14 protein-coding genes are annotated in these 13,022 nt (G+C 66.5%); 7 read left to right on the top strand and 7 right to left on the bottom strand.

The window, feature by feature from the left end; genetic code table 11:
- Positions 1 to 433 precede the first annotated feature (433 nt).
- A complete protein-coding gene (locus ABEA33_RS26575; RefSeq protein ID WP_345530167.1) occupies positions 434 to 1,468 on the top strand; it encodes an HNH endonuclease in 1,035 nt (344 codons plus the stop codon).
- A gap of 114 nt (positions 1,469 to 1,582) precedes the next feature.
- Positions 1,583 to 2,278, top strand: coding sequence for an excalibur calcium-binding domain-containing protein (locus ABEA33_RS26580; RefSeq protein ID WP_345530168.1), 696 nt, complete (start codon positions 1,583 to 1,585; stop codon positions 2,276 to 2,278).
- 20 nt (positions 2,279 to 2,298) lie between these two features.
- On the opposite strand, the gene ABEA33_RS26585 is transcribed toward ABEA33_RS26580, so the two are convergent.
- The gene (locus tag ABEA33_RS26585; protein WP_345530169.1) at positions 2,299 to 2,673 is read right to left on the bottom strand and encodes a hypothetical protein; all 375 of its coding nucleotides are present in this window, start codon (positions 2,671 to 2,673) and stop codon (positions 2,299 to 2,301) included.
- A 107-nt stretch (positions 2,674 to 2,780) separates the two neighbouring features.
- Here ABEA33_RS26585 and ABEA33_RS26590 point away from each other — a divergent pair, with 107 nt between their 5' ends.
- Complete coding sequence (locus ABEA33_RS26590) at positions 2,781 to 3,110, top strand: hypothetical protein (RefSeq protein ID WP_345530170.1); 330 nt, start codon at positions 2,781 to 2,783, stop codon at positions 3,108 to 3,110.
- A 41-nt stretch (positions 3,111 to 3,151) separates the two neighbouring features.
- Entirely contained in the window at positions 3,152 to 3,907 is a 756-nt protein-coding gene (locus ABEA33_RS26595) for a DUF2026 family protein (RefSeq protein ID WP_345530171.1), read from the top strand.
- 499 nt (positions 3,908 to 4,406) lie between these two features.
- On the opposite strand, the gene ABEA33_RS26600 is transcribed toward ABEA33_RS26595, so the two are convergent.
- Together ABEA33_RS26600 and ABEA33_RS26605 are read right to left on the bottom strand one after the other, a co-directional pair.
- Positions 4,407 to 5,468: an LPO_1073/Vpar_1526 family protein gene (locus ABEA33_RS26600; RefSeq protein ID WP_345530172.1), complete on the bottom strand. Its 1,062-nt coding sequence runs from the start codon at positions 5,466 to 5,468 to the stop codon at positions 4,407 to 4,409.
- 325 nt (positions 5,469 to 5,793) lie between these two features.
- Positions 5,794 to 6,252 carry a hypothetical protein gene (locus tag ABEA33_RS26605; RefSeq protein ID WP_345530173.1) on the bottom strand — a complete coding sequence of 153 codons (459 nt, stop codon included), beginning with the start codon at positions 6,250 to 6,252 and terminating at the stop codon, positions 5,794 to 5,796.
- A 92-nt stretch (positions 6,253 to 6,344) separates the two neighbouring features.
- Between ABEA33_RS26605 and ABEA33_RS26610 the strand changes: the two genes are divergently transcribed.
- Positions 6,345 to 6,974 carry an AbiTii domain-containing protein gene (locus tag ABEA33_RS26610; RefSeq protein ID WP_345530174.1) on the top strand — a complete coding sequence of 210 codons (630 nt, stop codon included), beginning with the start codon at positions 6,345 to 6,347 and terminating at the stop codon, positions 6,972 to 6,974.
- A gap of 296 nt (positions 6,975 to 7,270) precedes the next feature.
- On the opposite strand, the gene ABEA33_RS26615 is transcribed toward ABEA33_RS26610, so the two are convergent.
- From ABEA33_RS26615 to ABEA33_RS26630, 4 genes are all read right to left on the bottom strand, one after another.
- Positions 7,271 to 7,690, bottom strand: coding sequence for a hypothetical protein (locus tag ABEA33_RS26615; RefSeq protein WP_345530175.1), 420 nt, complete (start codon positions 7,688 to 7,690; stop codon positions 7,271 to 7,273).
- Positions 7,691 to 8,107: 417 nt separating this feature from the next.
- The gene (locus tag ABEA33_RS26620) at positions 8,108 to 9,826 is read right to left on the bottom strand and encodes a type IV secretory system conjugative DNA transfer family protein (RefSeq protein WP_345530176.1); all 1,719 of its coding nucleotides are present in this window, start codon (positions 9,824 to 9,826) and stop codon (positions 8,108 to 8,110) included.
- Positions 9,823 to 10,275: a hypothetical protein gene (locus ABEA33_RS26625; RefSeq protein ID WP_345530178.1), complete on the bottom strand. Its 453-nt coding sequence runs from the start codon at positions 10,273 to 10,275 to the stop codon at positions 9,823 to 9,825. The genes ABEA33_RS26620 and ABEA33_RS26625 overlap by 4 nt, the downstream gene beginning before the upstream one ends.
- Positions 10,276 to 10,286: 11 nt before the next feature.
- A complete protein-coding gene (locus ABEA33_RS26630) occupies positions 10,287 to 11,366 on the bottom strand; it encodes an ArdC-like ssDNA-binding domain-containing protein (RefSeq protein WP_345530179.1) in 1,080 nt (359 codons plus the stop codon).
- 178 nt (positions 11,367 to 11,544) lie between these two features.
- Here ABEA33_RS26630 and ABEA33_RS26635 point away from each other — a divergent pair, with 178 nt between their 5' ends.
- Positions 11,545 to 12,630 (top strand): tyrosine-type recombinase/integrase, encoded by a 1,086-nt coding sequence (locus ABEA33_RS26635; RefSeq protein ID WP_345530180.1) that lies wholly within the window; start codon positions 11,545 to 11,547, stop codon positions 12,628 to 12,630.
- A 97-nt stretch (positions 12,631 to 12,727) separates the two neighbouring features.
- Positions 12,728 to 13,021, top strand: coding sequence for a helix-turn-helix domain-containing protein (locus tag ABEA33_RS26640; protein ID WP_425577480.1), 294 nt, complete (start codon positions 12,728 to 12,730; stop codon positions 13,019 to 13,021).
- The last annotated feature ends 1 nt before the right edge of the window (position 13,022 follow it).

The raw sequence follows: 13,022 nt of genomic DNA on the forward strand, positions 1-13,022 counted from the left end.
AACAGATCCTCAGCAGCCTCGGACGACTTATGCAGCGGATCTCAAATCCGGGTCACTAGGAGCTAGGTGCGCCATTGCTGCCAGGCGCCAATTCTGCAGCAGTCCTAGGGCTCGCTGGCCAGGTCATTGGCGGTGCTAAGACACACGTGGCCGATACGCGGCCGGTCGCCAGGCTGATCGCCAATTCGGCCAATGGTGAAGACCTCCGTTCCTACACTCGGCGCATGGTGGCATGGCGCTCGGTGAGCGCAACCTGTCGCTGAAGTCCTCGAGCGGATCGTCACGGCGATCACGTCCCGTTGCTTGACCTGCTGCGGCGAGGCTCGCGGAATCGCGGTCGGCTGGGAACGCCTACGGTTGCACCGGTAGGGCGTCGCCCGGGCCGTGGTGGTGGCCGTCGGATGATTGATCCGGTGGATGAGAGGACCGTGCGATGAGTATCCGCGTAGCCGACAGGAAGCTGCTGTGGGGCCGCTCGCGCAATCAGTGTGCGTTTCCCGACTGCTCCCAACTGCTGACCGTCGACCTTCACGATCCTGAGTCGGAGGTGCTTGGTGAGGCTGGCGTCGTGCTCGGGGAAGAGGCGCACATCCGGTCCAGCCAAGACGGTGGCCCGCGCCACGACGGCGAGTACCCGCCGAAGCGCCTGGACGCCTATGCCAATTTGATCTTGTTGTGTCCGACACACCACACCCTCGTCGACAAGGACGGAGGTCGCGGCTTCACCGTCGAGGACCTGGAGAAGATGCGGTCGAATCATGAGGGAGCACTGCAGCAGCTGGAGAGTGCTGCGGCTGAGCGGCAGCGCGTTGCGGACGAGCGGCTGGCCGCGGCGATCCAGGTCTGGGAAGCGAAGGCGATGCTCGATGAGTGGCAGAACCTTACGTGGTCATTGAACACGCCAGTCCCGTACATCAGGGAGCCGCTCCGGGACGGGCTCTTCGAGCTGGGGGAGTGGCTGCTTGCCCGGGACTGGCCGCAGACTTCGCCGCACGTGCGCGAGGCATTCGATCGATTCCTCGACGTCGTGCGGGTCTTGACCGCTCACGTGGCTCAGTCATTCGTCCGAGTGGGCGAGTCCAATCGGTGGCAGCTTGAGCGGGAGTACAAGAAGCTCGACTCATGGAATCCGCCATTGTACGAGGAGCTGATCGCTGAGCACCGGGTCCAGTGCACGATGACGTACTTCCTCGCGATCGAGCTGACGCGCGCCGCGAACCGAATCATTACCGCGGTGCGGGAGGAAGTTGACCCGCTGTACCGCTTCGACGAAGGAGTCCTCCTCCTCCGCGAGGGCGACGGCATCTTCGAGCACAACATCGTGCGCATCGAGTACCGAGATCGCGACTGGGGCGACCCCTTCCCGCCGCTCTCGCTGCAGATCCTGCGTACCGCCGTCGCGGAGAAGGCTGCAGAAGACGGTATCGACGCCGACGAGGTCAGCCCTTACCGCCTATTCGATCTGTAGTGCACAAGCCCGTCGCGACGCGACCGGCCGCACTCGGACTGCCGGGTCTGCGCTACCTCGGAGAGGTCTGATGCGGATTAGCACCCGATCCTTCTGTCCCCGATCATGTGGGCTATGCGCCGCCTCGCTCTTATCCTCGTCCTCGCCTTTGCAGGCGCGTTGCTCGTCGCGCCCGCAGCCGACGCCGCCACGCCCGGCAAGTTCTCGAACTGCACCAAGCTGCAGAAGAGGTACCCGCACGGCGTCGCCAAGTCCCGTCCCGCCGCCGCGAAGCAGTACCGCCTGGGCAACTACAAGCCCACCGTGAAGCCTGCGGTCTACGCGCTGAACAAGCGCAACCTGGACCGGGACAAGGACGGCACGGCCTGCGAGGTCACCCGGCCCAAGACCAAGCCGACCCCGACGGCACCCACAGCGCCGAAGCCGATGATGATCGACGCCCCCCTCGACATCGACGCCATCGTCTACGACAAGTACCAGGGCACGACCGTCACTTATCTCAAAGCCCGCGCCTGCCTGTTCAGCACTGAGGTCCGCACGACCTGCTCGTCCCAGTTGACGGACGCGGCGGGGACCGTGATCCCGACGTCCTCCAACCCGGGCGACGGCCTCGCCTCGGCACTCGCGCTCACGCCCGGCGCGGCGTACACGCTGGTTGTGTCGACCAGCCAGCCCGCCCACTGGTCCTGCTCCATGTACAACCCGGACGGCTGCAGTTGGATCACCGCGACGCAGTACACCTACCGGTGGACGTTCACGTACCAGAACGTCGAGAACCAGATCATCCCGCAGGCCGAAGTGACCTACTGATGACCGACCGGCCGTAGAGGTCAGCGACGCTGGTTGATCGCCCGCACCACGAGCGCCACGAAGGGCAGCGTGAGCAGCACCGAGTACATCAGCGCCTCAGGGTCCTGCAGCCCGACCACCGAGTTCGCCTGGAGGTAGACGTACACGGCCAGGAGTTGACCCGGCGATAGGCGAGCCAGGAAGGTCCAGACCTGGGCACCAACCGGCTTTGAGGCCACCACCCCAGCGGCGGAGATCGTCGCGGTCTCGGTGATAGACGCGTGGTCGCTGCCGTGGATCTGCGTAGAGGCGATGACACTGAGCGTTCCCTCGCCGGAGAAACCCGGGCCGAACATTCTGGTTGCGAGGTTCAGATACGCCGCGGCTCCGATCGGAGGGTGCGGCTGCTCAGTCATGCTCAGACAATAGTGCGCTGTACGCCGCGCGGCGGGAGCCGACTCCGCTGCTCGGCCGTCGCGTCCCGGCAGAGGTCGTCCACCAGCGCATCACCGAGGTGCAGGCTATGCGGCACACCTGGACGAAGCGGAAGGCGCCGGAGCTGGTGCCTGGTCTCGTCGCCGAGGACGCCCGCTTGGTTGGCCGCCTGCGCTCGAAGGCCGCCGAGCTGTCGACTGACCTCGCCGAAGCCGAAGGCGTCCGCGCGTCCCTCGACCACATCCGTGCTCGGGAGGTCAAGGTTCCCCGCCCGACTCCGCTGTTCGAGGTCCAGAAGATCCTCGCCGCGCTGGAGAACGCCCTCCAGCGTGCCGTTTCCGCGGATCAGGTGCCCGCCGTCGACACCTTCGGCGGCATCCCGTTGAACCTCGACGACATCGACCTCCGGACCGACTGAGAAGCCGGCATCCCTACCAGCACAGAGAGGAGGTGATCTCCATGGCAGTTATCCCGCAGGGGCAGCGCGGCAAGCTCGCGCCCGCCGTCGTGAGGACGCTGACGACCGCCGACAAGGTCTTCGTGCTTTCGCTCCCGACCAGCGGCACCATCGCCGGCGCCGAGCGCACGCGGCTCACGCTCGTTCGCGATGCGGCCAACGGCGTCGACAGCCGCATCTACGCCGCGGACGTCGCACGGCTCGCCCAGTATCGCGGGCGGCCCTCCGGAATCACTCCGGAGGGCCGTTCGCGGTGCGACCATGGCGGCCACGACAAGTCGGACGAAGCCCTACTCATCTGGAGGTGCTCGATGGCGGATCACGTTGCGGCGACCGAGGCGGCCGTCCGCTTTCGCGCGGCGATGGCGAGAGCGATCGGCGCCGGCGAGTTGGAGTCTCGCCAGCTTGATGGGTTCCCGCGCGGAGCTTGCGGCGACTCTTCCAAACTGCTGGGTCAGTACCTGAAGGACGCTGGCCTGGGTGTGTGGAACTACCGCTCGGGCATCGATGAGACAGGTCAGACGCACGCCTGGATTGAGCAGGACGGCTGGATCATCGACATCACTGCTCCTCAGTTCGACGACGTCTCTGAGGACGTGGTTTCGACGGACGACGACTCTTGGTTTCGGCGCTTCACGCGGATGGCCTCCTATCCGTACGCCGACCTCTCGGCTGATGGGTTCGCCATGCCGGCCCTGATCCGGGACTATCACCGCCTTCGCGAAGCCGCCGACGCCGCGGAGGATCCTGCGAACTAACTGGGCGCGGAAGCAGCCGCCGAACGTCGGCCGCCGCGCCGCCAAACCCACCTCGGAAGGAGGTGCTTCGGCATGACCGTGTCTCACCACGAGGTCGCACCCATGACCTCCGCGCGACCTCAGAGCCCGATCTTCGGGCCGTGCCTGCAAGCCCGCACGGAGGCGGCGCACGGCCGTCTGAAGGCCGCCGCCGGCTTCCACACGACCTGCCGAGGGAGCGTCTACACCCGCCCAGGCGCAGAGCCGGTTCGTTGCGGCTGTCCGTGCCATCGTCCGAAGGACGTCGATGTGGTCGAGGTCGTGCGTCTGGCCCGGGCGGAAGCGCCAGCTTGCCGCCGGCATAGACCTGGACGCCCTGACGTCGCGCGGAGCGCCGCGCACGAAGTGCGCCAACGGCCACGACGTGACGTCGGAGAACACCAACCCGTCGGGCGACTGCCGTACTTGAAAGAGAGAGTCCGGCGCGCAGCAGGGCCAGGCGCCGAGAGCGTCGGGGGCTCTAGGTCGACAATCCGACGGCACGCATCAGCCGCCGTGAGTTCGCAGCGGCCAGGACGGCGCCTGCGGGGGTATGGCGGAAGCCGACCCGTGGCTGGTCCCACCACTCGATGAGCGCGCGGGTAGTCGGTCGAGAGTCAATCTCTGCCAGAAGGGCGCTCATCGCTGCCGGATCCGTTGTTCCGTACCCCGTGGGTTTCGCGGCTTCGAGGAAGGCGTCAAAGCTGCTGACGACATGCGGGTGGCTCTCGGCAAGTGCGCGGACGCTGGAATCGTTGCTGACTGGTATCCGGAGGAATCCATCGCGCAGCTCGTGCTCCTCCATCCGAGCTTTCACACCCTGCTGGTTCGCTTGGGCGTAGTAGGCGATCACGTTCTCCGATGTGTTTTCGACCCCGGGACAGACGTAGCCCTTGAAGAGGTTCGCCAGCACTTGCTTCGCAGGGTGGAACGTCTCCAGTCGCGCTATCCGCACTAGTCCTAGTGAGTCCAGGTGCTCGATCCAATCCTCGTCCTCAGGCAGCGGAAGGTCGACGATGGCGGTTGCAAACTTCTCGAACTGGTCGAGGCCGGCGCCGATGGCTCCGCCAGTCGGTGACTCCAGTAGGAAGTACCGAACCGCTGTGAGGCCCGCAAGAGCGGCATCGTCCACAAGGTCGACGACTTCGACGGCGCGGTCGACGGCTGCACGCTTCTTGCGATCGTCTTCATGCGCTCGCCTTGAGAGCAGTTCGGCTAGGCGGTCATAGTCCGAGTCACGACCGGACGCAGCCGCGCTTCGTTGTGCCTTCTTGATCAGAATCTGAAATGCAGGCTCCGAGAAGGCAGCCAGCGAGTGCTCTTGGTCCAAGACCTCGACTAGCTTGCGGTCGAAGGCGTCGATCCTTTTGGTGGCTTCCGCGAGTGCGCCGGCGGTGAACGAGGCGACAACGTCTTGCGCGACGAGGCGGGCAATCTCTATCGCCTCGGCCGGGGTGACGCCCAGGTAGACGTCACCATCGATCTGGAGCTGCTGAGCTCCCTCGCCCGCCCTCTGGGTGCTTCTATTCGGGCGGTCGGCCATAGCTGTCTCCACCGATCTGGGTCTGCGAAGCGTTGTCGCCTGCGCGCTGCTTCTGCCGCCGCGACTTGTTGACGACTCGCCAAGTAACTGCACTCCCCCCGGCGCCACCGACCACCAGTCCGACGAACAGAGTCCCAAGACCTTCAAACATCCAGTCCACGTCGTGTGCTCCCGACCGTCTACCGCGGCCTGGGACGCGGGGCCGCTGGCGGAGTTGGACGCGCTGGGTGATCACGGCGCTCAGGCGGTCGAGTCGTTGGCGGGAGGGTCGGCGGCCGACTTGGCGGCGGCGTGGGTGCCGGGGGGGGGTTCGTCACTGGGTTCCTTAACGTCCGCGTAGGTCAAGCAGCAGTGCCACGACCTCGACCACGAATAGCACGACGGCGCCGCAGTACCACCAGACCAGATCATCGACCTTTGGCTTGTTGATGCCGTACTGAGCGTTCATCTGTTCGGCGAGGTGCTTTACCAGATCGTCCGTTGTCGCTCCGGGCACGTCCGCAGCCTTGATGATCATTGATGGGTTCTGCCCGAACTCGACTTTGCGTGGCCACAGGACAACGACCGTGACTGTCGAGAGGGCGCAGAACGCGCCGACGGCTGCGACCGTGAACGGACTGATCTCTCGTCCGTCGCGGATTGCCAAGCCCCCGAGGATGCTGGCTAGCGTTCCCCCTATGCCGAGAAGCGTGACGGACCGGTCCCGCAACGACGAGAGATCGGCAGACTGTCGCGAAAGCTCACGTCGTGCTTCCTCCAGCGCGAGGTCGTACTTGCCTGCCACGTCGCAATCGTCACTCAGTTCGGACGCGTAGCGACGCAGGCGCGCGGGCTAGGGTCCCGCGTGCGCGGAGGTCGTACGGGGATGATGCACCCATGAGCGACAATCTCGATCTTCTTGCCGCGTTGGAGACCGACATCGTCAATGACTCGCCGGTCGCGCCAACGCTTCGCCGTTGCATTCTCCTCGGAGGTCGCGCAGGTTCTTCCGAGCTGCGGGACTGGGCGAGCCAGGAGCTTCACGGCCATAAGGACGATGCTTCGCTTCCCGACTACCGGCGAGTGCCCGCGCCCATCTACATCAACGCGACGGTCGGGCGTACCTGGCGAACCGGCCAACTCATCAGTCCGAGCGTCATTCCGGAGTGGGCGCGAGAGACGTTTGCGAACGGACCAACCTTCTTCGAGGGCATCGGCCAGATCGAGGCGATGGCGAACGCCGCGATGGTCGATGGTGGGTCCCAGCACATGACGCACAAGTTTGCGATGGACGTCTGCGCCGCCTTAGATATGGGGCAGCCGTTCCAGGAGACGACGGCCCTGTACTGGCAAGTGTCGTCAGCCTCGCTCACGGGCATTGTTGAGCACGTGAGGACGACGCTGGCCGAGCTGGTCGGCGCGATCCGGTCTCAGACGCCGGTTGGGCAGTTGCTGCCGAAGGGAGACGTGGCCTCCGAAGCTGTCCGCATGATCATCACGTCCAGTTCGCGCAGCAGCAGGAGCTGAAGCGCTAGCCGATACGGGCCAAGGCCATGTGTGCCTGGACGGCTATTGGGCTTGATCGCACGCGGGGCAGCGATCCGCGAGTTCCGACCAGACCTCATCGACTACCTTCGCGTCCTGACTGATGATCTCCCCGCACGAGGTCTCCGTCTCTTCATACTCCGCAACGCGATGCCGGAGCCACAGACCGTTGAGGGGGTCCGTTCCCGTGACACGTGGACCTATCGCGGGAGGGACCCAGAGTTGCTCGATCACTCGATACTTCATCGTGCTCCAATGCGGTGCAATCGTTGCGGCAACTAGAGCGTAAGGGTTGCGCCGACAAGGGCAACCGTCGCGACCGCCAACACGATCGTGGCCAAGACGAGAGCTTTGGTCCAGTTGCGTAACGACTGTGCCGTCTGTTCGGCGGAGGCGGCGATACCGTTGCTCGTCTTGGCGAGACCAAGCATGGCTTCGGAGTGCAGGTCGTCTTTCACTCGCCGGACGAGGTCATAGATGAATGCCTCGGTGGCGCGCGACTCTTGCAGAATCTCTCGCATCACCTCGCGAGCGACGTCGGTCTCTGCGGATGCGAACGCGGCGAGAGCGCGCGATCGATGCTCGCCGAGCATCGTCAAGATCGCATAGGCCTCAGTCATGTCCTTCGTGCGAAGGGACTCCTCCAGTCGGCCATAGTCCTCAGGAGATAGCCGAGCCACGAACTCTTCGCTTGCCATGCCGGCCACTCTTGCATCGAACGCGGTGTGCAGTGCAGATATCCCGTATCGATCAGGCTCGGCGCTTGAATGCTCGTGCCGCCGCCAAGACCTCGACGTCCGTCCTGCGGAACCACCGCCGTCCGCCCAGCTCGGTTGACGGGATCCGCCCGTTGAGGGCCCGCTTCGACACCGCCGGCACGCTCACACCTAGAACCAGCGCCGTCGTTTCCATCGACAGCCACACCTGCCCGTCCTGAGGCGCGCCCCCGTCCGGAGACCCTGGGACCTCGCCGTCGATGGTGAAGGAGATCCCCGCCTGAGGAGAGGTGACCTGGCCGGCGACCGCATGAGTGCCTCGACCTGCTGCTCGCTCTGAACGCCGGCCTTCGGTTGCAGAGTGCAGTGCGTCTTAGGGCGGATAGCCGCGACGGCGTACTACCGTTGCGGCTGCCAGGGTCGGAGGTCCGTCACGATGGGCGGAGCGCTCCGGAGCAACACAAGGCCTGTGCCGAATGGGAGCATGCGGATGCGCTCGGGCGGCATGATGTGCCGCTGCCTCGTCGATCGCTGGATCGACCGGGTGCCGTAGTCGCTGATGGTGATCGAGTCGCTGGGCTCGTCTCGCTCTCCGATGAGCACCGAGAGTTCCTGAAGGTCCTTGGACGCGGAGGCGCCGCCGAGGACCACCTTCGCGATGGAGGCGTCCCAGATAGCGCTGGCGGCGTGCTCGCCCCACCCGCTGCGCGCCTGCGACAGCGACTGAAGCACTGCCATCGTCGTGATGCCTGTGCCGCCGCCTTCGGCCATCAGGATCGGTAGCGATGGAAGGGGCGCCAAGTTTCCGATCTCGTCCAGCGCGAGCAGCACGGGTGGGTCAAGCCTCGTGGCCGGCGCGCCGGCTGCGAGGTGTCGGGCGGTCTCGGTCAGGTCTTCCACGAACGCGGCCACGAGCGGCCAGGCAGCACCCGCGCCGGCACCAGTCGCGAGCAGGTAGAGCGTGCCGTTGTTCGTCAAGAAGTCTGTGGGATCGAACTCTTCGCCGGGCGCTGGGCTTACAGCCTCGAGTACCCGCGGGTCGGCGAGGCAGGCCATGGCTTGTGAGACTGCCATCCAGATCGAATCCCGGGTGCGGGGGTCGGAAGTGATCATGCTGGTGAGGGAGTCGGCCCACCCCGGCGCTGCACTCGGGTCGCTCGAGAGGATGCCGACGGCGTCCATCGCCGCGTTCGCCGACAGGGACCACTCGTACAGCATTCGGGTCGGCAGGTGGTCGAGGGCGGCGGCATGCAGGAGCGCCTGCAGTACGGCGCGGGCGCGTCCCTCCCAGAAGCTGCCTGACTCGGTGCCGCCTGAGGACAGCCCGGTTGATGACGCCAGACCTGTAGCTCGGACCATGGCAGTCAGCGGATCCTCGCAGCCACGAATCGGAGACCAGCGGACGCCGGCGCTGTGGACGACGTTGAGGCCGGCGGTGAGGCGTTGTGGGTCGAAGACCGCGACGGGTCCGCGTGCGTGTCGGGCTCGCATGGTTGCGGCGATGTTGTCGGGTCGGGTGGAGGTGGTGACGACGGCGCCCGGCGCGTCGAGGATCGCGTTGATGACCAGGTGCAGTCCCTTGCCGGAGCGGGGTGGGCCGATGACGAGGATCGAGTCTTCGACCGACGCCCAGATCCCGCGGCCGTGACTCTTGCCCAGGAGGTAGCCCACGTCGGCGGCTCGGGGATGGGTGAGGGAGGGTCGCAGGGTTCTCGCCCGTCGCAGGAGTGCCTTCTCGGATGCGACGGCGTCGATGTCCCGCGCGGTTGCGGTGCCTCGAATGCGGCGGGGGTCGTGAGCGGATCGGTGTTGTGCGCGGGCAACAACGAGCCATGTGGCCCACAGAGCTGCGGCGAGAATTGCGACGAGGAACAGCACTACGCCCCAGTACGCGGACATCGAGAGACCGCGTGCACCAAGCGCCGCGTCCGGGGAATCGGGCTGCGTCAGGACACGCAGGCCCGATGTTGCGCTCCCCGTGGGGCGCTCCGACCCGGAGATCAGGGCCGCGATGGAGCCGGCCCCCCGCAGTAGAAGCGCCATCACGACTGCTGCGCAGATGACCACGAGCGCCGCGTTGGTCAGCTCGTCGTCGACCGAGTGGGCACGAGGATTCATGTGGGCTGTTCGACCGTGACGATGATCTGGGATGTCATGCCGAGCAGCACGAGACCATGACGGTGAGCAGCTGCGAGCGCGGGCGGGAGATGTACGGCGGTCTGTCCGTTGGCGTCGGCTGGCCGGCGCGCGACGACGAATGCGAGGGCGACCTCCTCGCCGGGCGTGAAGCCGGTGCCGTGGAGGCCGGGCATCGGGAGGGCCGCCCCGGGTTCCGAGATGTCGACGGTGGATTCGGCCTGGGGTGGAGTCGCGATATCGGTGTACGTCGTGCCGTCGCTCTCGCGAACCTGGACCCGGACGGCGGTCCCCAGACTCGTGGTGACCTCGTCGAGGGCAGAAGAGAGGTCGTTGCGAGTCAACGGCCGGTCGGCGGCGAAGGGTTTGCCGTCGATGTCGATGTGCAGGTGGCCGTCCGCATCGACGTCGACGTGCGCTGTGGCCAGCACGGCAGGGATCCTCATAGCCCGATTCCCGACTCGTCCCGGCGTACGCCATTGACGACAGGACTGGCTGCGGCCCAGTGGCTGAGTGCCTCGCGGTCGAGGGCGGGTGGGTTGCCGTCGCCGACCTGCTGGGTGTCGAGTCGGTGGAGGATTCCGAGCGCGACCTTGCGCACCCTGTCCGCGGTCGACTGAACGACCTCAGATGGCGTCTTGCCGGGAACGCTGGCGGCCCAGGTCGAAACGTACGGAACGGTGTAGGAGGCGGTGTCGAGCCCGTGAGCGGCGCCGACCATGAGTGCGACCGATTCGGCTTCGACCTCGGCGATTCCGCGGTGCAGGCTGGCGTCCGCCGCAACCTCGGTAGGCAGGGTTCCGACCGTCGGCGCGTGGAGCAGGACGTGGCCGAGCTCGTGGGCAAGCGTCTTGGCCTGGGCGGCGTCATCCATGTCCATGCGGACGGAGACTTCGCGCGTGAGGAAGTCGGTCAGCCCGTTGGCCCCGCCGATGGCCGCGGCCGAGGAGACCAACCGGAGTTCGAAGCCGTGATCCGTGATCTGGTCCGCGAGGCCGTCCCAGAGCCCTGCGGGCGCCTGGCCTTGCAGCAGGGTCGGGTGGAGGAGTTCGGGGACCGGGTCACCGGCGGTCTGGGAGACGTCCCAGACATGGGTGGGCTTGAGGCCGATGAGCATCGATTTCACGACTTCGCCGGGCGAGGGTTTCTCGCCTCGGACGAGGCGACGCCATGAGGCGGCGTCGGCAGGGTTCCGGGAGGCGAGCCGGGCGGTGACCGGAGCCAGGATGCCGTAGCCGGATTGGCCCTTCTCGACGTGTCGGCCGAGGGAGAGCCACTGATGGAAGCCGGCGACGTACGTCGGTGTCGGTCCGGGCACGCGACCCTCCTTATACGCAGCGAAGTGCTGGGCTGCGATCAGAACGGAGTTCCCAAAGCTGCGCCCGCGGAATCGTGCGGCGAAGGTCAACGCCCGCGTCCAGTCCTCGCCGCTCACGAGCGCGGCGACCGACTCCGTGAGTCGCTGCTGCAGCGCCTCGAGCTTGGCCTCGCGGGCCACACGAGACCGCACGTGGGTGTTCATGGCGTGTGGCCAATCTCTAGGAGCCCAGGTTCGATCGGCCGTCCATGCGCCTCGATCTGTGTTTGTGCAGGTGGCGTCGGTTCAGGCCCCCCAGAAGCTTAATTGACGCACTGTCAGCGTGGCTGACGGTTTCGCGGTGGAGTCGACGCATGATCGCCTCGCTTGAAGATGGTGACTGATGGGCTTGGTGGCGTTGCCGGGTGGCAGCGCTGCTGATCCGGCACTGATAGGTGCGCAGGCCGCCGCGGACTTCGAGCAGGAGCTCGTTGACCAGTACGCGCTGGCGATGTCCGCGGCAGGTCTGACTGACCGCCACATCGGATCGACCAGGGCGATCGTCATCGAGTTCGCTCGTTCGCTGTCGAGGCCGCTGTGGGAGGTAACCTGCGCCGACGCAGACGCCTTCTTGGCCCAGCAGCGCCGGCGGGGACTCAGCGTGTCGACCCGCGCAGGCAAGGCGGGTGCGCTGGCGGGCTTCTACGAGTTCGTGATCGCCCGCTACGAGGGCACGATCCGCCGCGCGACCGGCGTCTTGGTCGAGCAGCCGATCGATGAGTTCAATCGCCAGTCCGGGGCATCGCTGGGCAAGGTCCGCGTGCCGCCCTCGGACGAGGAGATCGACTCGCTGTTCACCGCCTGGCGCGGGACGGTCACGCAGGCGCGCAAGTACCTCCCGGCGGCCCGCGACTACTTCGCTGCCTCGCTGTGGCGCCGACTCGGGCTGCGTATCAACGAGACCGTCATGCTCGACATCCGCGACTGGCGCCCCGATCTGGGCGAGTTCGGCAAGCTCCACGTCCGCCACGGCAAGGGCTCCCGCGGCCGCGGACCCAAGCCACGGCTGGTGCCAGCGATCAACGGCGCGAACCAGTTGATCGACTGGTGGCTGGCCGAGGTCCGCCCCCAGTACGGTCATGACTGGGCTGACCCGGACGCGCCGCTGTTTCCGTCCGAGCGGTTCGACCGCGACTTGGACCGGTGCGGACGTGTCGGCGCGAACGCGCTGCGCCGCGCCCTGGGAATCCAGGTCGACCTGTGGCTCCCGGCGTGGTCGGGGCGGATGACGCCACACGTGCTGCGGCACTACTGCGCCTCGTCGCTGTACGTGGCCGGCATGGACATCAAGGCGCTCCAAGAGCTCCTTGGCCACCAGTGGCTGGCGACGACCTCGGGCTACCTCCATGTCCGCAGTGACCACATCGAACGCGCATGGAACAGCGCGAACGACCGCATCGAGGCCCGCCTGGGCATCCGTACCGACTGACGCGACCGACGAATCGAAGGAGAGGATCCAGATGCAGTGGAGCTTGCGGCTCCGGGCCGCTGAACGAGGGATCTGGAAGTCCGCAGAGCTGCGCAGGATGCTGGCACATGCCGGGCTTGAGATCTCTGCCGGGAAGATGTCGTCGTGGTGGGCCGGGATCCCGCCGACGATGCGCCTCGAGGAGCTCGACGTGCTGTGCGCCGTGCTCGAATGCACGCCGAACGACCTGATGACACCTGAGCCGGACAAGGTCGCCGCGCGCCGTCCCCGCAACACCGACGCAGCCAACGGCAACGACGGAGACGGGGATGGCGATCCGAACGGCAACGGCGGCACGCCACCGGCGGTCACACCGGGGCTTGGCAAGCCCCGCTCGACCCCACCGCTGTAGC

The sequence above is a fragment of the Nocardioides endophyticus genome (assembly GCF_039543845.1).
Taxonomy (GTDB): Bacteria; Actinomycetota; Actinomycetes; order Propionibacteriales; family Nocardioidaceae; genus Nocardioides; species Nocardioides endophyticus.

Coding starts and splice junctions, on each gene's coding strand:
- ABEA33_RS26640 (WP_425577480.1), top strand. CDS start 12,728: ATGCTGGCACATGCCGGGCTTGAGATCTCTGCCGGGAAGATGTCGTCG.
- ABEA33_RS26585 (WP_345530169.1), bottom strand. CDS start 2,673: ATGACTGAGCAGCCGCACCCTCCGATCGGAGCCGCGGCGTATCTGAAC.
- ABEA33_RS26630 (WP_345530179.1), bottom strand. CDS start 11,366: ATGAACACCCACGTGCGGTCTCGTGTGGCCCGCGAGGCCAAGCTCGAG.
- ABEA33_RS26620 (WP_345530176.1), bottom strand. CDS start 9,826: ATGAATCCTCGTGCCCACTCGGTCGACGACGAGCTGACCAACGCGGCG.
- ABEA33_RS26600 (WP_345530172.1), bottom strand. CDS start 5,468: ATGGCCGACCGCCCGAATAGAAGCACCCAGAGGGCGGGCGAGGGAGCT.
- ABEA33_RS26610 (WP_345530174.1), top strand. CDS start 6,345: ATGAGCGACAATCTCGATCTTCTTGCCGCGTTGGAGACCGACATCGTC.
- ABEA33_RS26595 (WP_345530171.1), top strand. CDS start 3,152: ATGGCAGTTATCCCGCAGGGGCAGCGCGGCAAGCTCGCGCCCGCCGTC.
- ABEA33_RS26575 (WP_345530167.1), top strand. CDS start 434: ATGAGTATCCGCGTAGCCGACAGGAAGCTGCTGTGGGGCCGCTCGCGC.
- ABEA33_RS26590 (WP_345530170.1), top strand. CDS start 2,781: ATGCGGCACACCTGGACGAAGCGGAAGGCGCCGGAGCTGGTGCCTGGT.
- ABEA33_RS26615 (WP_345530175.1), bottom strand. CDS start 7,690: ATGGCAAGCGAAGAGTTCGTGGCTCGGCTATCTCCTGAGGACTATGGC.
- ABEA33_RS26580 (WP_345530168.1), top strand. CDS start 1,583: ATGCGCCGCCTCGCTCTTATCCTCGTCCTCGCCTTTGCAGGCGCGTTG.
- ABEA33_RS26635 (WP_345530180.1), top strand. CDS start 11,545: ATGGGCTTGGTGGCGTTGCCGGGTGGCAGCGCTGCTGATCCGGCACTG.